The organism is Streptomyces sp. 11-1-2 (genome assembly GCF_003595545.1).
Lineage (GTDB): Bacteria > Actinomycetota > Actinomycetes > Streptomycetales > Streptomycetaceae > Streptomyces > Streptomyces hygroscopicus_B.
In genome coordinates this window covers 3,722,296-3,741,322 of record NZ_CP022545.1, presented here as the reverse complement: position 1 = coordinate 3,741,322, position 19,027 = coordinate 3,722,296, and the positions used below count along the sequence as shown (strand labels likewise).

The 19,027-nt window shown below is 72.2% G+C and carries 14 protein-coding genes, 2 pseudogenes and 1 riboswitch; of the genes and pseudogenes, 4 read left to right on the top strand and 12 right to left on the bottom strand.

All coding sequences use genetic code 11. From position 1 onward, the window contains the following. The first annotated feature begins 186 nt into the window (after positions 1–186). Together CGL27_RS15835 and CGL27_RS15830 are read left to right on the top strand one after the other, a co-directional pair. Positions 187–2,271 (top strand): bifunctional glycosyltransferase 87/phosphatase PAP2 family protein, encoded by a 2,085-nt coding sequence (locus CGL27_RS15835; RefSeq protein ID WP_119987600.1) that lies wholly within the window; start codon positions 187–189, stop codon positions 2,269–2,271. A 98-nt stretch (positions 2,272–2,369) separates the two neighbouring features. Further along, positions 2,370–3,002, top strand: a complete 633-nt coding sequence (locus CGL27_RS15830; protein WP_119987597.1) for a superoxide dismutase family protein — start codon at positions 2,370–2,372, stop codon at positions 3,000–3,002. Between the two features lie 43 nt (positions 3,003–3,045). Here CGL27_RS15830 and CGL27_RS15825 read toward each other — a convergent pair whose 3' ends face one another. Both CGL27_RS15825 and CGL27_RS15820 read right to left on the bottom strand, forming a co-directional pair. After that, entirely contained in the window at positions 3,046–3,645 is a 600-nt protein-coding gene (locus CGL27_RS15825) for an HD domain-containing protein (RefSeq protein ID WP_119994408.1), read from the bottom strand. A gap of 58 nt (positions 3,646–3,703) precedes the next feature. Beyond that, the gene (locus tag CGL27_RS15820; RefSeq protein WP_119987594.1) at positions 3,704–4,936 is read right to left on the bottom strand and encodes a cytochrome P450; all 1,233 of its coding nucleotides are present in this window, start codon (positions 4,934–4,936) and stop codon (positions 3,704–3,706) included. Positions 4,937–5,198: 262 nt separating this feature from the next. Here CGL27_RS15820 and CGL27_RS15815 point away from each other — a divergent pair, with 262 nt between their 5' ends. Continuing rightward, positions 5,199–6,368 carry a steroid 3-ketoacyl-CoA thiolase gene (locus CGL27_RS15815; protein WP_119987592.1) on the top strand — a complete coding sequence of 390 codons (1,170 nt, stop codon included), beginning with the start codon at positions 5,199–5,201 and terminating at the stop codon, positions 6,366–6,368. Between the two features lie 213 nt (positions 6,369–6,581). Then, positions 6,582–6,782, top strand: coding sequence for an SCO3870 family protein (locus CGL27_RS15805; protein WP_119987586.1), 201 nt, complete (start codon positions 6,582–6,584; stop codon positions 6,780–6,782). A 56-nt stretch (positions 6,783–6,838) separates the two neighbouring features. Here the strand turns inward: CGL27_RS15805 and CGL27_RS15800 are convergent, their stop codons facing one another. From CGL27_RS15800 to CGL27_RS15755, 10 genes and pseudogenes are all read right to left on the bottom strand, one after another. Further along, positions 6,839–7,693, bottom strand: coding sequence for an ECF transporter S component (locus CGL27_RS15800; RefSeq protein WP_119994407.1), 855 nt, complete (start codon positions 7,691–7,693; stop codon positions 6,839–6,841). Between the two features lie 200 nt (positions 7,694–7,893). Beyond that, positions 7,894–9,516: an ABC transporter ATP-binding protein gene (locus tag CGL27_RS15795; RefSeq protein ID WP_119987584.1), complete on the bottom strand. Its 1,623-nt coding sequence runs from the start codon at positions 9,514–9,516 to the stop codon at positions 7,894–7,896. Positions 9,517–10,106: 590 nt separating this feature from the next. Then, positions 10,107–11,147: pseudogene (locus CGL27_RS52000) on the bottom strand (energy-coupling factor transporter transmembrane component T); the annotation flags it as partial. A gap of 146 nt (positions 11,148–11,293) precedes the next feature. After that, positions 11,294–11,896 (bottom strand): SCO2322 family protein, encoded by a 603-nt coding sequence (locus CGL27_RS15785; RefSeq protein ID WP_240450981.1) that lies wholly within the window; start codon positions 11,894–11,896, stop codon positions 11,294–11,296. A 521-nt stretch (positions 11,897–12,417) separates the two neighbouring features. Next, positions 12,418–13,671, bottom strand: a complete 1,254-nt coding sequence (locus CGL27_RS15780; RefSeq protein WP_119987579.1) for a prenyltransferase/squalene oxidase repeat-containing protein — start codon at positions 13,669–13,671, stop codon at positions 12,418–12,420. Between the two features lie 168 nt (positions 13,672–13,839). Next, positions 13,840–13,914, bottom strand: a riboswitch (cobalamin riboswitch). A 43-nt stretch (positions 13,915–13,957) separates the two neighbouring features. Further along, entirely contained in the window at positions 13,958–14,383 is a 426-nt protein-coding gene (locus CGL27_RS15775; RefSeq protein WP_240450512.1) for a GNAT family N-acetyltransferase, read from the bottom strand. Between the two features lie 58 nt (positions 14,384–14,441). Continuing rightward, the gene (locus CGL27_RS15770) at positions 14,442–15,608 is read right to left on the bottom strand and encodes a transposase (RefSeq protein ID WP_240450511.1); all 1,167 of its coding nucleotides are present in this window, start codon (positions 15,606–15,608) and stop codon (positions 14,442–14,444) included. Positions 15,609–15,832: 224 nt separating this feature from the next. Further along, positions 15,833–16,000, bottom strand: a pseudogene (locus tag CGL27_RS15765) (GNAT family N-acetyltransferase); the annotation flags it as partial. Between the two features lie 79 nt (positions 16,001–16,079). Further along, the gene (locus tag CGL27_RS15760; RefSeq protein ID WP_119987576.1) at positions 16,080–17,690 is read right to left on the bottom strand and encodes a cytochrome P450; all 1,611 of its coding nucleotides are present in this window, start codon (positions 17,688–17,690) and stop codon (positions 16,080–16,082) included. Between the two features lie 85 nt (positions 17,691–17,775). Continuing rightward, the gene (locus CGL27_RS15755; protein WP_119987574.1) at positions 17,776–18,828 is read right to left on the bottom strand and encodes an MBL fold metallo-hydrolase; all 1,053 of its coding nucleotides are present in this window, start codon (positions 18,826–18,828) and stop codon (positions 17,776–17,778) included. Between the last annotated feature and the right edge of the window lie 199 nt (positions 18,829–19,027).

Below are 19,027 nucleotides of genomic sequence, written 5' to 3'. Positions count from 1 at the left end.
GGTGAAGTGGGAGTGTTCGGCGTCTGAGTAGTGGGCTCAGTAGGGTCTCCAGACATCCAGGACAGGTGAAAAGGGCGAGTGGGGGAGCGGCAGGGCGTGGCGAACGTGGAGCGGAGCGGACTGGGGAGAACCCCGGACACGGGGCCGGGCCCCGGTGCCGTCGGGGCGCGGACGTCACGGACCAGAATGGGGCTCGCGGCCCTGTGGCTCCTGGCCGGTGTGCTGGCGGTCCGTCAGGCGGCGGCGGTGCTGCGGCTGCCCCCCGATGAGCGGCTGACCGACCTGGAGACCTGGATCGGCGAAGAGGGTGTGCTGCATGTCAGGGGGTCGCTGTACGACGGGGACTCCTTCACCGGCACCCCGTTCTCCGGGCTCGTCCTCAAGCCCCTGACCCGGGCCGCCGAACAGAGCCTCGGGGTCGCCTGGACCTTCGGCACCCTGCTGCTGGTCGTGGTCCTCGGGCTGGTCGTGGCCCGGTCGCTGCCCGGCCCGGTCTCCCGCCGCACCTCGCTGATCGCCGCACCGCTGGCCATCAGCCTGCTGGTGCTCTCGCTTCCGGTGCGCAACACCTTCACCCTCGGCCAGACCAGCATCATCCCGGTGCTCCTGGTCGTCCTCAGCCTGCTGCCCAGAACCTCCGGGCGGCAGGCCGGTGTGCTCATCGGGGTGGCCGCGGCGCTGCAGCCCGCGCTGCTGCTGTTCGCCGTCGTGCTGTGGCTCATCGGACGGCGCCGGGCCGCGGCGCTGGCGGGCGCCACGTTCGCCGGGTGCACCGCGCTCGCCTGGGCGGCCATGCCGCACGACTCGTGGACGTACTGGGGCCACCACATCGGCGGCGCCGGGCTCGGCGCGCCCGCCGACAGCCTGGCCAACCAGTCGCTGCACGGGCTGCTGCTGCGCATCGGCCTCGAGGGCCCGGTCGAGCTGGCGCTGCTGGCCGTGCTCGCGGTCGCCGTCACGGTGATCGGCCTGCGGCGCGCGGTGCACTACGCGAAGGACGGGCAGCTACTGCTCGCCGCCGCCATCACCGGCAGCGTCGCGCTCGCGGTCTCGCCCACCTCCTGGCAGCACCAGCAGCTATGGATCCTGCTGGCCGTGGTCGGCCGGGTGGGGCGGCGCGCCTCCGACCGGCTGGTGTGGCCGGTTCTGGTGGTGCTGACGATGTCGCTCAGCCGCACCGCGCTGCTGCCCGACATCGAGACCCTCGGACATATCGGCTATAATGCGCCGCTTCTCGCCGCGCTCGTCGCCGCCTGTGTGGTGCCGTTCCACTCCCGCACCTCGCCGCATTGGGACGACCCCGAGCCGACGCCGGTCGCCGACCCGGCCAAGAGCCGCTTCGCCTGGGTGCCGCTGCTGCGCTTCCTCAAGCGGCCGCTGTCCCGCCCGAACCTGATGCTCGAGCTGATGCTGATCCGCGTCGGCTACTTCGCCTACTCCTGGATCCGCGCCCACGCCCCGGACGAGCGCAGCGTGGCCGAGGGCCACGGGGACCAGGTGCTCACCCTCGAGGGCTGGCTGCACATCGACATCGAGCACTGGTTCAACGCCATCGTGGCCGACACCGGATGGCTCAAAGACTTCATGAACTGGTACTACAGCACCTTCCACTTCCTGATCCCGCTGTCCCTGCTGGCCTGGCTGTATCTGCGCCGCCCGGCGACCTACCGCTGGGCCCGTACGCCGCTGGCCTTCGCCACGATGCTCGCCCTGGTCGGCTTCTGGCTCTACCCGCTGGCCCCGCCGCGGCTGATGGGGCTCGGGTACGTGGACACCGCGCACGGCCCGCAGGATCTGAACAACCCGGACTTCGGCGCGCTCACCAAGCTGTCCAACCAGTACGCGGCCATGCCGTCGCTGCACGTGGGGTGGTCGCTGTGGTGCGGGGTGGTCATCGCGATCGTGGCGCCGTACGTATGGGCGAAGGTGCTCGGCATCCTGTACCCGCTGCTGACGACGGCGGTCATCGTGGGCACCGCCAACCACTATGTGCTGGACGCGGTCGGCGGCGCGGCCATCGTCTCGGCCGGATTCGGGCTGCAGTACGTGCTGCTCGGTGTGGGCAAGCGCCCGCGCGAGGAGGCGCCACCGCTGTCGGCGTCGATGGGCGCCGCGCTCGCCCGGGCCAGAGGGCTGGTACCGGGGCTGGTGCGGCAGCGTAGCGGTGGGCACGACGACGCCGAGCCGGTCGACGCCGAGCCCGCCGATGCCGGGGCTGAGCCCCCAAAAGAGGGACGGGCTCGCGTTGAGCGGCATGACCAGCGGGTCTAGCGTGGTGAGAAGGGGGCGGAAAGGCGTGAAAGCGCGTTAAACGGGGGGATCCGGGAATCGAGACGGGGAGCGGGGACCCCGACCGAGGAGGAACAACGATGTCCCTGGTGAAGGCAGTAACCGCGGCGGTCGCGATGGGCGCTTCGATGGCCATAGCGACCCCCGCAGCCGCCGCGCCGCCGCACCCCTTCGTCATCGTCCACGACAGTTTCCAGCCGGCGTCGCAGGCGAAGACCGCCAGTGCGGTGACGTACGACAAGTCGCTGGTGCCGACGTCCGCGTCGGTGTTCATCGCGGAGGCGCGGCTGAGCGGCAAGGGCATGAAGAACCACCACGAAGGTGGGGAGAATCACGGCCACTACCCGATGCACAAGGGCACGTTCGTGTTCATCAGCGTGCGTGGCCTCGCGGCCGACCACCACTTCGGGATCCATGTCCATACGAAGCCGTGTGGCACCAAGCCCGACTCGTCGGGGCCGCACTACCAGAACAAGAAGGATCCCAAGCAGCCCTCGACCAACCCGAAGTACGCCAACCCGCACAACGAGGTGTGGCTGGATGTGGCCACCAACGGAGCCGGTAAGGGCTGGGCCAAGTCCTGGGTGAAGTGGAACTTCAGGGCCGGTGAGGCCCGTTCCGTGGTGATCCACCAGCATGCGACGGGCACCGCGTCGGGCAAGGCAGGGCAGGCGGGCGCCCGGGTGGCGTGCGTCAACGTGCCGTTCAAGTAGCGGCGTCCGGGGGCGCCTCGGGATTCCGGAGGGCGGGCGGGCCTCACGGCGGTAGCAGCCCGCCCTCCACCGAGGTGTTCCTGATCTCCTCGTACAGCGCGCGCAGCGTCTCGCTCACGGCGACCCGTGGCAGATGCAGCCCGTCCAGCGCCTCGGCGTCCACGGGAGCGTGGCTGTCGGTGGCCATATCGCCCCAGCCCTGGCCGGTCAGGCAGCGCATCAGGGTGGGGTTGAGCCGGTCCACCCCGCGCACCAGACACGCCTCGGGCGTACGGCCCTCCTCGTACTCCCGCCACAGCGCAGGCAGTTCGGTGCCGAGCGGGGCGGGGAGCGAGGCGAAGCGCGGGGGCTCACCGCCCCCGGCGCCCCGCTCCACCGCGTCCATCTCGACGAGGTCGTGCATCAGGCACAGCTTGAGCATCTTGGTGAGGTCGAGCCGCTGCCCGGCCTCGCGTTCGAACTCGCCGTGCAGTATCCAGGTCACCATCGCCAGATGCCAGGAGTGCTCCGCGACGCTTTCCTTGCGTTCCGGGGTGGCGTTGTTGGCGCGCTCGATCTCACGAAGGCGGGCGGTCAGGGCTATGAAGTCGAAAAGTCTTCGCCGATCGCCGGCCGCGCCGTGCGGACCGTACATCTCGCTCATGGCGGTCAGTGTGCCCGCGTCCGGGAGGTTGTGGGACTCCTGGCACGGCACGAACAGCTTACGTATACGTCACCCTCAGCTCCTTGATCCCGTTCAGCCAGGCCGAACGCAGCCGCCGGGGCTCACCCGCGAGCCGGATGTCCGGGAGGGTGTCCGCGATGGCCTGGAAGATCAGCCGGATCTCCAGCTCCGCCAGGCTCTTGCCGAGGCAGAAGTGCGGTCCGCCACCGCCGAAGCCCAGATGGGGGTTGGGGTCGCGGGTGATGTCGAAGTCCTCGGGGCGGTCGAAGACCTCGGGGTCGTTGTTGGCGGAGGAGTAGAAGACACCGACCCGCGCGCCCGCCTCGATGTGCTGTCCGCCCAGTTCGGTGTCCTGGGTGGTGGTGCGCTGGAAGGACATCACGGGGGTGGCCCAGCGCACGATCTCGTCGGCGGCGGTGGCGGGGTGCTCGGCCTTGAACAGCTCCCACTGGTCGGGGTGGGTGAGGAAGGCGTGCATCCCGTGGCTGATGGCGTTGCGGGTGGTCTCGTTGCCGGCGACGGCGAGCAGCAGTACGAAGAAGCCGAACTCGTCCGAGCCCAGATTGCCCTCGTCCTCGGCGGCCACCAGCCGGCTGACGATGTCCTTGGCCGGGCACGCCTTGCGGTCGGCGGCGAGGTTCATGGCGTACGAGATCAGCTCCATGGCCGACTCGGCGCCGATCTCCTCGGTGATGGCCAGTTCCGGATCGTCGTAGGCGACCATCTTGTTGGACCAGTCGAAGATCTTGGATCGGTCCTGCTGGGGGACGCCGATCAGCTCGGCGATCGCCTGCAGCGGCAGTTCGCAGGCGACATCGGTGACGAAGTCCCCGCTGCCGCTCTCCCGGGCCCCTGCCACGATGCGTTCCGCGCGGTCGCGCAGGGCGTCCTCGAGGGCGCGGATGGCGCGCGGGGTGAAGCCGCGCTGGACGATCTGGCGGACCCGGGTGTGCTCGGGCGGGTCCATATTGAGCATGATCAGCTTCTGGACGTCGATCTGGTCCCGCTGGATGTGCTCGTTGAAGCGGATGATCGCGGTGTTGGCGTGGGAGGAGAAGATCTCCGGCCGGGTGGAGACCTCCTTGACATCGGCATGGCGGGTGACGGCCCAGTAGCCGTCGTCGCCGAAGCCGGCGATGCCGTGGGGCTGGGGGATCCAGCACACCGGGGCGGTCTGCCGCAGCCGGGCGAGCTCCGGGAGTGGCACCCGATGCTGATGGAGGTCGGGGTCGGTGAGGTCAAAGCCTTCGGGGAGCGCTGGACAGGACATGGCCACTCCAGAGATCTGACTGGGAGATCTGACGGCCTATCAGAAGTGTCCGCAACGTAGTAACGGGTTCTACAAGTCGCAAGAGAGAACGCGGCCATTGTTTCGGGGGATTGGTGCCGCTCCTGGTCCGCTCAACCCCTGCACAACCCTTGCGCCGCCGGGCCGGGCCTCAGCAGACTGAGCCGAAGAACTAGAACGCGTACTAGTTCTGGCGCGGGCGCTGCCGGGAGCCCCGCGGATGCGATGAGAGGACGAGACAGCCATGGCCGCGGAACCCGTCATCGTCGAAGCCGTACGCACCCCCATTGGCAAGCGCGGAGGCGCGCTCGCCAACCTCCACCCCACCTATCTGCTCGGCGAGACCTACCGCGAACTCCTCGCCCGTACCGGCATTCAGCCCGACTGCGTCGAGCAGATCGTCGGCGGTACGGTCACCCATGCGGGGGAGCAGTCGATGAACCCCGCCCGCACCGCCTGGCTGACGATGGGCCTGCCGTACGAGACCGCGGCGACGACGGTGGACTGCCAGTGCGGCTCGTCGCAGCAAGCCAACCATATGGTGGCCAACATGATCGCCACCGGTGTCATCGACATCGGCATCGGCTGCGGGGTCGAGGCCATGTCGCGGGTGCCGCTGGGCAGCGGCTCCAAACACGGCCCGGGCAAACCGTTCCCGGAGGAGTGGAACGTGGATCTGCCCAACCAGTTCCAGGCCGCCGAGCGGATCGCCCGCCACCGCGGCCTGACCCGGGAGAACGTGGACGCCCTCGGGCTGATCTCCCAGGAGCGGGCGGCGCGGGCCTGGGCGGAGGAGCGGTTCAAGCGCGAGACGTTCGCGGTGCAGGTGCCCACGACGGAGGAGGAACAGACGGCCGGAGAGGGCATGTGGCGGGCCGTCGACCGGGACGAGGGGCTGCGCGACACCAGCATGGAGGCGCTGAGCGGGCTCAAGCCCATCATGCCGAACGCCGTGCACACCGCGGGCAACTCCTCCCAGATCTCCGACGGCGCGTGCGCGGTGCTCTGGGCCTCCAAACGGATGGCCCGGGCACTGAAGCTGCGCCCGCGCGCCCGCATCGTGGCCCAGGCCCTGGTCGGCACCGATCCGCACTTCCATCTGGACGGGCCGATCGACGCGACGAAGGCGGTGCTGGGCAAGGCCGGGATGACGCTGAAGGACATCGATCTGGTCGAGATCAACGAGGCGTTCGCCTCGGTGGTGCTGTCCTGGGCGCGGGTCTTCGAACAGGACCTGGCGAAGGTGAACGTGAACGGCGGCGCGATTGCCCTGGGGCATCCCGTGGGGGCCACGGGAGCACGCCTGATCACGACGGCGCTGCATGAACTGGAGCGCGCGGACAAGGAATTCGCGCTGATCACGATGTGTGCGGGCGGGGCGCTGGCTACGGGGACGATTATTCAGCGGTTGTAGGGGCTGTCGCCGGGCCACTCGGACCCCCTGAATCGCGCACAGCGATCCGCCCGCAGGCAGCGATCACATGGGTCACCTCGACGCGGCTATTGCCCGAGCCACCACGGGAGTTGGTGCTTGGGTCGACCCTCCGCCACCGCTTACGGCAGGTGACATGGCAATGCATGTAATCTCGGTATTGATCAATTGTCTCGTGGCTTGGAGGAAGCACTGATGAGGAAGGCTCCATTCGCCGCCACCGCCGGCGCTACCGCGGCGCTTGGGACTGCGCTTGGTTCGCTCGCGCTTCAGCTGCGCGCAGACGGCTACGAGCAGTACGTCGAATCCGTGGCCAACTTCAGCGTCGTGATGTACGTCACCGCGGCTCTGATTGTGGTGACCTGGTTCCGAGCCGCTCGGTCGAGCTCGAACTGAGTTCTTCGCAAGGTCTTGCCGTACAGCAGCCGCTCGGGGTGCGGCAGGACCTGCCCCTAGGGGGCGTCAGAAGGGGCCGAGGTCTCGACGGCCGCCGGGGCCTCGAAGGTGGTTGGGGCTTCGAAGGTGATGGGGGCCTCGAAGGCCGCGCGGCGGGTTGCTCGGCGCAGGGCCTTGAGGATGGCGCCGCCGAGGGTCAGGGTGAGCACCATCGTGACCACGGCGCGCGGCAGATCCCAGCCCAGCGAGGTGGCCAGGCAGTACGCCACGAAGCGGGCCAGGTTGTCGCCGAGCGGATCGCCGGGGACGTAGGAGATCCCCGAGGCCATGCCCTGCATCAGGGTCCAGCCCTGCAGGTTCATGGCCGTCCCGTACGCCACGGACGCCACCGCCCCGTACCCGGCGAGCAGCAGTGACTCGGCCCGGCCGCGGAGCCGGGCGGCGCCGGGCAGCAGGCCCGCGCCCATCGCCACCCAGCCCATGGCCAGCATCTGGAACGGCATCCACGGCCCCACGCCGCCGGTGAGCAGCGCGGACGCGAACATCGACACCGCGCCGAGGACGAAGCCGAAACCGGGGCCGAGCACCCGCCCCGACAGCACCATCAGGAAGAACATCGGCTCGATCCCGGCCGTCCCCGCGCCCAGCGGCCGCAGCGCCGCCCCCGCCGCCGCCAGAACCCCGAGCATCGCGATGGCCTTGGCGTCCAGACCGGTGTCCGCGATGGTGGCCACGACCACGGCCAGCAGCAGCGGAAGCAGCGCGGCGAACAGCCAGGGCGCGTCGGCGGCATGGGTGGTGATCCCGGAGTCGCCCGGTGCGAACAGCGGCCAGCCGAAGGCGACGACACCGATCGCGGAGACGAGGGCGAGCGCCGCCACGGAGCGGGGGCCGAGGCGTACGGCCCGGATGCGACCGCTGGAGGCCGCGGTCGGCTTCGTGTCGTGCGTCTCGGTCGGCTTCGTGTCGTATGCCGTGGTCGGCTTTGGGTCGTACGCCTCGGTCGGCTCGGTGGCGTACGCAGCGGTCGGTTGTGCGCCGTACGCAGCGGTCGGCTGTGTGCCGTATGCCTCGGGCCGGTGTGGCTCGCCGCTCAGGGGGCGCTGCCCGCTCACGGTGTTCCCTCCAGCGCCTGGCGCACCTGTGGCACCGTCAGCCACGGCAGCGGCGCCAGAACCTTGGCCACCTGCGGGGCGAACGCGGGGGAGGACACCACCACCTCCGCCGTGGGCCCGTCCGCGACCACCTCGCCCTCGGCCAGGATGACGACGCGGTGGGCGAGTTCGGCCGCCAGCTCCACATCGTGGGTGGCCAGAACGATCGCATGGCCGTCCGCCGCCAGCCCCCGCACCACCTCCACCAGCCGCGCCTTCGCCGCGTAGTCGAGCCCGCGCGTCGGCTCGTCGAGCAGCAGCAGCGGCGGACGGGCGGTGAGGATGACGGCCAGGGCCAGCGCCAGCCGCTGTCCCTCCGACAGATCGCGCGGATGGGCGGCGTCCGCCACCTCCGGCAGCAGCCGGCCGACCAGCTCACGGCAGGTGCCGGACGCCGCGCCCGCGTCCTGGTCGGCCGCCGCGCATTCGGCGGCGACCGTGTCCGCGTAGAGCAGATCGCGCGGCTCCTGCGGTACGAGGCCCACCTGGCGCAGCAGTTCGGCGGGGCGGGTGCGATGCGGTACGACCCGGCCCGGGCCGACCCGCACCGACCCCGAGGCCGGTTCGTGCAGTCCGACCAGGCTCGCCAGAAGCGTGGACTTGCCCGCCCCGTTGCGTCCCATCAGCGCCACCGTCTCGCCCGGCCGCACCGACAGGTCCACTCCGCGCAGCGCCTCGACGCGGCCGTGGCGTACGGACAGCCGCGCCACCTCGCCCACCGGCTCGTCCGGCGGCGGATCGGCCACCGTCCGCGGGGTGAGCGACGCCAGCCGCTCCCGCAGCGGCCCCGCCTTGCGGCGCGCGTCCCGTACGGACAGCGGCATCGGTGGCGGCCACCCCGCGAGGCCGCCCAGCGCCACCACGGGGGGCTGGACGGGCGACACCGGCAGCAACTCGGCCGGTGGCCCGGCCAGCGGGGCGGCGCCGGGGGAGGGCAGCAGGATCATCTGGTCCGCGTACTGCACCACCCGCTCCAGGCGGTGCTCGGCCATCAGCACGGTGGTGCCCAGGTCGTGCACCAGCCGCTGCAACACGGCCAGCACCTCCTCGGCCGCGGCCGGGTCGAGCGCGGAGGTCGGTTCGTCGAGGACGAGGACGCGGGGATGGGTCGTGAGCACCGAGCCGATGGCCACGCGCTGCCGCTGCCCGCCGGAGAGCGTGGCGATGGGACGGTCCCGCAACTCGGCGAGGCCCAGCAGATCGAGGGTCTCCTCGACCCGGCGGCGCATGGTGTCCGGCGCGATGCCGAGGGACTCCATGCCGTAGGCCAGCTCGTCCTCGACGGTGTCGGTGACGAAGTGCGCGAGCGGGTCCTGGCCCACGGTGCCGACGACGTCGGCCAGTTCACGCGGCTTGTGGGTACGGGTGTCCCGGCCCGCGACGGTGACGCGGCCGCGCAGGGTGCCGCCGGTGAAATGCGGTACGAGACCGGAGACGGCGCCCAGCAGTGTCGACTTGCCGACCCCGGACGGGCCGACGAGCAGACACAGTTCGCCCTCGGGGACGGTCAGATCCACGCCCGCCAGTGCTGGCCGCGCCGCCCCGTCGTAGTGCACCGACACCTGCTCGAACCGGATCACGGGCTGGCCTCCTCAGGCCCCGCCTCGGCTCGCTCGTCCTCTCGCTCGCCGGGTGGGGTTTGTGCGGTGGTGGGGTTGGGGTGGTTGTCGGGGGCCGGGGGTGGTTGCGTTGTCGCGTCGCCGGGCTGCCGGTGCGGCTCGGCGGCGGGTCGGGTGCCGGGGTACGGGGGATTGGGGGGTCGCCGGTCCCGGGCGTGGGCCGGGTTGGCGGGGGCGTCGTCCGGCGGGGCCGGTTCGCGGCTCGTGGCTGGGGGCGGTACCGGTGCGGGCGCGGTGTCCGGGGGCGGTTCCGTTGTCGTGTCGCGGGGCCTCTGGTGCCGCCCGGCGGCGGGCCAGGTGTCGGTGCCGGGGAGGTCGGGTCGCCCTCGGTCCCGCGCTCGGGCCGGGTTGGCGGGGGCGTCGTCCGGCGGGGCCGGTTGGCGGGACGCGTCCGGGGGCGGATCTGTGGCCGCGTCGCCGGGCCGCAGGTGCCGCTCGGCTGCGGGCCGGGTGCCGGTGTCCCGGGGGTCGGGGCATCGCCGGTCCCGGGCGTGGGCCGGGTTGGTGGGGGCCCTGTCCGGCGTAGCCGGTTCGCGGGCCGGAGTCCGTGTCGGGGCCGGGGACGCGAAGGCCGGGAGCAGGCCCAGCAGTACCCCAGCCGCGGGCCACAGCGGCAGCGTCGGGGCGGTGAGTGGGACGACGGACGGCTGGAGGGCCCCCGGGGCGTACGAGGCGGCCCGGATCATCAGCGCCGCGACCGCCGCACCCGACCCCGCCACCAGCCACGCCCGGACGCCCCAGCGGTCCGGGCGGTAGCGGCTGCGCACCGAGCGGCGGCCGCCCAGCCACAGTCCGGCGAGCGCGGCGGCGAGGCCCGCGAGCAGCAGCGGCAGACCGTAGCCCGCGCCCTCGGCCGCGAGCAGGCCGTACGTACCGCAGCAGACGCCGAGCAGCCCGCCCAGCGTCAGCGCGGTGGTGGTACGGGCGACGGCGCGCGGGACTTGGGCCGTACGGCCGTAGCCGCGTGCGTCCATCGCCGCCGCCAGGGCCACCGACCGTTCCAACGCGCCCTCCAGCACCGGCAGTCCGACCTGCAGCAGCGCCTTCACGCCGCGGTCGGGGCGGCCGCGCAGCCGACGGGCGGAACGCAGCCGCTGGACGTCCGCCACCAGATGCGGTGCGAAGGTCATCGCCACCACGACCGCCACTCCGGCCTCGTAGAGCGCGCCGGGCAGCGACTTGAGCAGCCGTGCCGGGCTGGCCAGCGCGTTCGCGGCGCCGACGCAGATCAGCAGGGTGGCCAGCCGCAGCCCGTCGTACAGCGCGAACACCAGCCCCTCGGCCGACACCCGGCCGCCGATCCGCACCCCCTGCGCCCAGTGGGGCAGCGGGACTTCGGGGAGCGTGAAGAGCACCCGCGTCCCGGGGATCGGCGAGCCGAAGAAGACCGCGAAGAACAGCCGGATGGCCAGCACCACAAGACCCAGCTTGAGGAAAGCGGTGTACGAGCGGGCCCACGGGGCGTCCGTGCGGCGTACGGCCACCACATAGCCCGCGACCGCGATGAGCAGCCCCAGCAGCAGCGGGTTGGTGGTCCGGGACGCGGCCGTGGCCAGCCCGAGCGCCCACAGCCACCAGGCCCCCGCGTGCAGCGCGCTTCCGCTGCGCGGGGCACTGCCGCGCGGGGCCCCGGCGCGCGGCCGGGTGCGGAACCGGGTGCGGAACCCGAGGCGGGGGCGGCTGCGCGGGGCCGTGGCGTCGGGAGTGGCACGTGGTGGCATGGCGGTCATCCGCGCGCTCATACGCGACGGCGGCGCGCCTGCCACACCGCCGCGGCGCCGAGCAGGACCACGGCGGCGAGCCCGCCGATCAGCCCGGCGGAGGGGCCGGAGCCGCCGTCCGCCTTGCCGCCGTCGCCCTTCGGGGCGGCGTGGGCGTCCACGGAGGTGCTCACCTTGTCCCCGCAACCCGTCTCCGGAAAGCCGGAGATGGCGCACAGCAGCGCGGCGGAGTTGTAGCGCAGCGGCTTCGCGACGGCGGCCAGCGCCTCCCCGGCGGACGCGTCCTCGCCGACCCGTGCGCACTCGGTACGGGGCGTGGGCGGCGTCCGGCGGTCGGGTGCGTCGGTGGCCGTGCCGAAGTCAATGACCACCGCGACCCGTTTGGTGCCGTCCGTGGCCGGGGTGTCGGCGCAGACGGCGGCGAAATCGGCCATGCCGCGCGGCCGGGTGGCGTCGTTCGAGTCCTCGCTGACCGCAAAGCGGAAACCGATCATGTCGCCGTCACCGGGCCGCGCCGAGGAGGGCCCCTGGGCGGCGTAGCTCCAGCCCCCGCCGTCCCGCTGCCAGAACGACCAGTAGCGATACCCATCGGCGGCCTGCGCGGTCGCGGCGCCGAACATCGCGAACAGGACGAGAACGGGCAGCAGCAGGCCGACGACGGGCAACAGCAGCCGGGCGGCGCGGGCTCGCGGGGCGAAGGGCGCGTGCGTGCATGGAGTCGAGGCCGCGTACGCGCGCGGAGCCGAAGCCGGGCGGCTGGGCAGGGCGCGAGCCGTGCGAGTGCACAGGGCCCATGCCGCGTACGCGCACCGGACCCACGCCGCGCGGGCGCGCGGGGCCGAGGCCGCGTGCGTGCGTATGGCCGAGGCCGCGTACGCGCGCGGGGCCCCGGCCACGCGGCTGCGCAGAACCCGAGCCGCGCGCGTGCACGGCACCCATGTCGCGTACGTGTACCGCACCCAAGCCGCGCGAACGCGCCGCGCCTTGGCCGCGCCGGTGCGCGGGGCCGAAGCCGCCTGGGCGCGCCGCGCCCAAGCCGCCTGGGCGCGCGGGGCTGAAGCCTGGGCGCGCGGGGCTGAAGCCTGCGTGCGCGGGGCCGAAGCCTGCGTGCGCGGGGTCGGCATCATGTCCGTGCGGAGGGTCAAAGCTGCCGCCTCTTTCGGCCGCTGAGCAGGAAGCCGATGCCCACGCCCGCGATCGCGCAGACTCCGACGGTCCACCAGACGCCGCCGACCCCGCCGTCGTCGCTCTTCTTCTCGCTCTTGCCGTCCGACTTCGCGCCCGGGGCCGCCGCCTCGGGCTTCGGGCCGGTGGCGTTGAGCTGCTGTACGAGGTCGGCGCCGCCGAAGTCGCGCGGGTCGGCGCCGGCCGCGTGGGCCGCGAGGATCAGCTTGGCGAGTGCGCCCGGGTCGCCCTTGGCCCAGGCCGCCGCGCCGCTGTCCTTGCCCTGCAGCCACTGCAGCGGCTTGCCCGCGGTCGCGCTGTGCTCCCCGGCGGCGAGCGCCACCACCGCGTCGGCGGTGCCGCCGAAGTCGGGCTGGTCCTTGGCGCCGGGCATCGCGGACTTCAGATGCATATCGGTGTCGGACATGACGCGGGAGAGGTGGGCCAGCGCGGCCTCGGCGGCGTCCTTGGGTGAACCGGCTCCATCCGTCCCGCCCGCGCAACGCAGCGGCTTCGGCTCGGCGCCGCCGTCCTTGCCGACCGTCTCGAAGACGAAGCCCTTGCCCTGGGCGGCCAGCGCGGCGCTCGCGGTGGCCAGCTCATTGGCGACGGGCTTGCCCTTGTCCGCGGTGTACGCGAACGCCCCGCGCTCGTCCGCCTTCGCCGAGCACCCGAGCTGCAGTCCGAGCAGCGCGTCGTACGGGCTCTTGCCGCCCTTGGTGTTCAGCTTCGCCGGGTCCTGACCCGTGGCGGCGAAGGCGCCGATGGCCGCCGAGGTGGAGTTGGCGTCGCTCGGCCCGCCCGGGTTCATGCCCCAGCCGCCGTCGTCGTTCTGGTGGCGCTTCAGCCAGCCGATGCCCTTCTCCACGGTGTCGGCGCGGCCGCCCACCGCGGCCAGCGCCTGGATCGCCGCCGCCGTCGCGTCGGTGAACTCGCCCTTCTCCGGGTCGCACGCCTTCGAGGTGTCCGCGCGATACGCCGCGAAGCCGCCGTCCGCGCAGCTCTGCCCGGTCAGCCAGTCGATGGCCGACTTCGCCGGGGTGACGCCCACCGCGTCCTGGGCGAGCAGCGCCAGCGACTGCCGCCACACTCCGTCGAACTTCGGGTCCTTGGCGCCGTAGAGCCCCTCGGAACGCCCGGCCGGGCTGTCGTCGGCGACAGCGGCAGGCGCGACGGCCGCGCCCAGGGCGGCGCACAGGGAAAGAGCCGCCACACTGCGGCGAATGTTCATGGCTGTGGTGCCTCTCGGTCGGTGGACAGGCGCACGCAGCCGCGCACGGCCGTCCATCCGCGTGCGGAACGCTCCGCGACACGTTTGGCACCCGGCTCAGCTCCGCATACCTCGACGGTGCCGCCACCGGTCCTCCGGCGGCGGGAGCCTGCGTCGTCGCGCCCGCCCGGGTGTTCCGGCTCGTACGCCCCGCAGGGCGCGCTCACGGTTGCGGGTCAGCGCCGGAATCGCACCGGCTTCCCCCGATCGGACGCGTATGAAGTTTACGGACACCTTATCCGCCGACTTATCGGGTGACCTCAGCCGCCCTCAGCTCCACGGACGGGGGCCGGACGAGCGTGAGGCAGCGCGTCGTGGTGCCGTCGTCCTCCTCGATGTCGCGGCGGTGCGCGAAGCCGAGCCGGGTGAGCAGGGCCAGCGACGCGTCGTTGGCCGCTGTGACCGTGGCGTGCACCGCGCTCAGGCCGAGCGCGCCGAATCCGTGGCCGACGACCGCCTCGGCCAGCTCCGTCCCCAGGCGGCGTCCCCACGCCTCCGGCGCCAGCGCGTAGACGATCTCGTGGCCGCCGGTGACCTCGGTCGGCTTGATCTCGGCGTGGCCGACGTACCGGCCGTCCTCGCGGACGGCCCAGACGTCGAACAGCCGCCGGGCATAGACCTTGGTCACCTTCTCGGCCGTGAACGGCCGAGCTTGTGTGGCTCGGTGGTTCACGCCTTGTCGCGCTCCCGACTGCCCCCTACGACGGGACGGTCACGGGGCGCATCTCGCTTCAGGCCGGGGTGGGCCCTGGAGCGACGGGCATGGTGACGAATACCCACGCCGAGCGTGCGCGATCGCGCACGTTGACCCCGGCGACGAGGTCGGCGGGGCCAGCGAGCCCGCACCGACGACAACGGAAATGGTCCCGGTCGGGCCGGTTGGCCCGACCGGTGTGCCCACAGCGCGGACAGCGCTGCGAGGTATAGGCCGGATCCACTTCGAGGAACGGCACCCCGGCCCGGCGGGCCTTGTAAGCAAGGTGCTGTCCCAACTGGTGGAAAGGCCAGGCAGAGAGCGTGCCGCGCTGGTCCCGGCGTAGCCGTACCCGGTCCCGGACCCCGCCGAGTTCCTCGACAGCCATCCCGCGACCGGTGCGTTGCGCGACCGACACGATCTCCTTGCTGATCACATGGTTCACGTGGGTGGCATGACGGTGCTCCCTCTTGGCGCGGCGGGCCAGCCGACGGGTGGCCGAGCGGGTCTTCTTGGCCTGGAGTTCGGCGCGTTTGCGGGCCTGCCAACGCCGGTAACGGGACAGGCGCTGTCCCTGGTAGTTGGTGTTGTCGCTGGTGGTGGCCAGATTGACGATGCCGCGGTCCACTCCGATCCAGTCGACCGGCTCGAAGACCTCGGGGTCGGGGATCTCACAGGTCGCGGCCAGGAACCACTTCCCGTCCCGGAAGATCAGGTCACTTTCGCCCTTGCGGTACGCGACCAGGGTCTTGAGCTGGTCGGGCGAGGCGGCGAAGCCGATGTTCTTCAGACGGCCGTGGACGGTCCAGATCGAGACGGTGCGGGCGTCCATCCGCCAGGACAGGCAGCGGTCGTCGAAGGGCTGGGCCGCCTGCGGCCGGAAGGCGATCGGGGAGCCGGTGGCCCTGCGGTACCTCTTCGAGTCCGCCGGGCCGAGATGGCCCGCCTTCAGGTTCGCGCGCAGGGTGGTGTAAGCGTCCACGACTTTCTTCACCACCCGCACCACCGGCTGCGCGGACAGTGCGTACCGGGCCTTCAGATCCGTGTAGACAGCCTTTTGCAGATCGTTGCGGCTCGTCACACCCGTCTCGTACGCAACCCTCGAAGCCTGGTCGGCGGCCCGGTTGCAGGCACGCAAGGTGGCGTCAAGTGCCGCCGCCTGCACGGGCGTCGGCAGCAGCTTCACCTGCACCACCAGCTTCACGCCCCAGACGATAGTGCGACCATGCGACAGACATGTCAGTTGTCCGGCCCCTTCATCACGATCGGCGACCAGCAGTACGTATGTACGCATTGCCCGGCTCGCCGGACATCTGGGGCGGACGCTCCGCGCCCACAGAAGAAGACCGACGCGGCGACGCTCCGCATCGCGGGCCTGGGATGCGATTCCTCCCCGGCGTGAACGCCGGGGCATCCTCGCAAGAATCAGGTGAAGATCCGCCCGAACAGCGCCCGGTCCTCCGCCTCCGGAGCGGGCGTCCCGTCCCCCATCCAGCGGGACACCCGCCGGTCCTGGAACAGCGCCACGAAGGCGTCCTCGTCCTCGGGCCGGTACGGCTCGAGCAGCAGGCGCGCGGTGCGCAGCGTCGCGGTCATGCGCCGCGACGCTACGCGGCCGCCCACCACCCGGCAATCCGATAACGCGGGGAGCCGGGGGACAGCGCGCTCTGCGCTACTACCCGCGGCGCCACCACTGGGCCAGGGACTTCCACCAGCGGCGGCGGGCCTCGTGCTCGGAGCCGGATTCCGGCGCCGCAGACGTGGACGCCGTGGTGGTGGAAGTGTCGTCCGCCGACGGCTCGGTCTCGGCGGGACCGTCGTGCGACGAGGTCTCCCCGGCGACCGGCGGCGTGCTGCCCACCGCTCCCGCGCCGGTCGCCGTCGCCGCGGCGACCATCTCGGCCAGCGCCTCATCGGACTTGGCGGCCGTCCGCGGGAAGCGCACCGGCAGCGCGGCCAGGGCCCGGTGGAAGGGTCCGGGCCGCCACTCCAACTGCTCAGCGGGCACGGCCAGTTCGAGGTCGGGGAGCCGGTCGAGGAGCTTCTCGATGGCGACGGCGGCGATGACCTGGGCCGGGTCCTTCGCGGGGCAGGTGTGCGGGCCCGCGCTCCACGCCAGATGGGCCCGGTTGCCGCGCCGGTTCGACAGCAGATACGGGTCGTTGTTGGCGGCGGCGAGGCTGATGACGACGGGCTCCCCCTTGGGCAGCCGGTGTCCGTCGACCGTCACCTCATGGCGCGGGTAGTGGATGCAGAAGTTGGCCAGTGGCGGGTCCTTCCACAGCACCTCGTTGAGCGCGTCCTCGATCAGCATGGTGCCGCCCGCGAGAGCGCCCGCGAACCGTTCGTCGGACAGCAGGAGCAACAGCCCGTTGCAGATCAGGTTCTGCTGCGGCTGGGTGCCCGCGCCGACGAGGACGACGATCTGGTGGACCAGCTCTTCGTCGGTGAGCTCGGAGGGGTGGGCGATCAGCCAGGACGTCATGTCCGGCCCCGGAGTGGCCCGCTTGAGGGCGATGAGCTCGAAGAGGGTCTCCGCGAGGAGCACATTGGCCTGCTCGGAGTCCTCGGTGATGTCGAAGAGCGCCGAGAGCGCCCTGACGAGCTTGTCGCTCAGCTCGGGCGGGCAGCCGAAGAGCTGGTTGAAGACGAGCAGCGGGAGCCGGGCGGAGTACTCCTTGAGCAGATCGGCCTCGCCCTTGGGGCCGAAGAGGTCGATGAGGAAGTCGGCGCTGCGCTCCACGTAGCGGCGCAGCGCGTGGATGTCCAGCCGGTCGAGGGTGTCGGAGATCGCCGCGCGCAGCCGGTGATGTGCCTCGCCGTCGCTGCACAGCGCGTTCGGCCGGTACATCATCATCGGCACGACGGGGTTGTCCAGGGGGATGGTGCCGTCGGCGAGAGCCTGCCAGTGGCGCGCGTCCTTGGCGAACGTCTCGGGGCTGCGCAGGATGTCCAGCGCGGTCTGATAGCTGGTGACGAGCGAGACGGGGACGCCGGGCGACAGCTCCACGGGCCCGATGTGCCCGTGTTCCCGCAGCCGCGCGTAGGTGGCGGCCGGGTCGGCGGCGAACTCGGGGCCGTGCAGCGACTCCAGCCGTTCCCCGGCCGGGGCCCGACCGGAGTGCGCGGGGCAGCCCGGGGGCGGTGTCGGACCGGCTGCCGGAGTGGAGTCCGGATCTGGGGCCGGGGCGGAATCCGGGCCCGGTATCGCGCCGGAATCCGGGCCGGGCGTCGGCCCGGAATCCGGGCCTGGGGTGGGGGCGGAATCGCGGGTGGGGCTCGTCACGCATGCTCCTGCTGATACGGGGGTGGGTGCGCCGAAGCGGGTAAGGCTAACTGCCCGTCAGGAGGACCGGCACCCCGTACGTCAATCAAATCGCATGGTAGGTAACGGGATCGCTGCCCGGCACCGCTTCCGCCCGGCCCAGCTTCACCAGCCGGCGCAGATGCGCCTCCGCCTCCGAGACCGCGATGTTGCGGGAGCCGTAGGGAATCTGCTCCCAGGGGCGGTTCCACTCCATGGATTCGGCGAGCTGCCACGGGGTGAGCGGGGTGGTGAGCAGGGCCCGCAGCCCGGCCAGCCGCTCCTCGTGGTGGCTCAGCAGCGCGCGCACCCGCGCCGGGGCGTCGGTGAAGGCGTACTGATGGGCGGGGAGCACCTCGGCCGGGGCGAGGGCGGCGACGCGTTCGAGGGAGTCGAGGTAGTCGCCGAGGGGGTCGATGACGGTCGTGTCGTCGGGGTCCTCGTAGAGCCCGATATGGGGGGTGATCTCGGGCAGCAGATGGTCACCGGAGAAGAGACGGCCATGGCCGGGCATGCCCTCGCCGGCCGCCGGGTGGGCCTCTTCGAGGTGGAGGCAGACATGGCCGGGGGTGTGGCCGGGGGTCCAGACGGCGCGCAGCCGGCGGCCCGGCAGATCGAGGAGTTCACCGGGGACGATCTCGCGGTCGGGGAGGGCGGCCCGCTGCCCCGGGAGGCCCGTGCGGCCGGACGCGCGGCTGGCGCGCAGCGGGGCCAGATGCTCCTCGGGCGCCCCGGCCGCGCTGAGCTTCTCCTCCAGGTAGACGAGCCAGCGGGAGGGCTCGGCCTCGCGGGTGCGCCGGACGACCTGGGCGTCGGCGGCGTGCATCGCGATCCACGCCCCGGACGCCTCCCGCACCTGGCCGGACAGCCCGTGGTGGTCGGGGTGGTGATGGGTGACGAGGACGCCGTGGACATCGGAGACGGAGGTGCCGCATGCGGCGAGCCCGGCGGTGAGGGTGTCCCAGGCCGTGGGGTCGTCCCAGCCGGTGTCGATCAGGACCGGGCCGCGGTCGGTGTCGAGAAGGTGGACCAGAGTGTGCCCGAGCGGATTGTCGGGGATCGGGACCGGGATGCTCCACACTCCGCCGCCGTGCTCGGTCACCCGCGCCACCTGCGCCATCGGCTCCCCCTCTCCTCGACACAAGCATTGCCCACTATAGCTGGAACTGGTATCAGTTCTGATGCAGCGTCAGATATTGGCGGCCCCGGGTTCGGGCGAGCTGTTCGGCCCCGGAACGGGCGAGCCAGTGGCGGTCCCGCGATCGGGCGAGCTGTTGGCGGCCCCGAGTGCGGGCCGGCTGTCGGCGGCCCCGGGTGCG

What these genes read in the sequence shown, in the direction of transcription:
- CGL27_RS15835 (WP_119987600.1), top strand. Translation starts at nt 187, where the DNA reads ATGGGGCTCGCGGCCCTGTGGCTCCTGGCCGGTGTGCTGGCGGTCCGT.
- CGL27_RS15830 (WP_119987597.1), top strand. Translation starts at nt 2,370, where the DNA reads ATGTCCCTGGTGAAGGCAGTAACCGCGGCGGTCGCGATGGGCGCTTCG.
- CGL27_RS15825 (WP_119994408.1), bottom strand. Translation starts at nt 3,645, where the DNA reads ATGAGCGAGATGTACGGTCCGCACGGCGCGGCCGGCGATCGGCGAAGA.
- CGL27_RS15820 (WP_119987594.1), bottom strand. Translation starts at nt 4,936, where the DNA reads ATGTCCTGTCCAGCGCTCCCCGAAGGCTTTGACCTCACCGACCCCGAC.
- CGL27_RS15815 (WP_119987592.1), top strand. Translation starts at nt 5,199, where the DNA reads ATGGCCGCGGAACCCGTCATCGTCGAAGCCGTACGCACCCCCATTGGC.
- CGL27_RS15805 (WP_119987586.1), top strand. Translation starts at nt 6,582, where the DNA reads ATGAGGAAGGCTCCATTCGCCGCCACCGCCGGCGCTACCGCGGCGCTT.
- CGL27_RS15785 (WP_240450981.1), bottom strand. Translation starts at nt 11,896, where the DNA reads ATGTTCGGCGCCGCGACCGCGCAGGCCGCCGATGGGTATCGCTACTGG.
- CGL27_RS15780 (WP_119987579.1), bottom strand. Translation starts at nt 13,671, where the DNA reads ATGAACATTCGCCGCAGTGTGGCGGCTCTTTCCCTGTGCGCCGCCCTG.
- CGL27_RS15755 (WP_119987574.1), bottom strand. Translation starts at nt 18,828, where the DNA reads ATGGCGCAGGTGGCGCGGGTGACCGAGCACGGCGGCGGAGTGTGGAGC.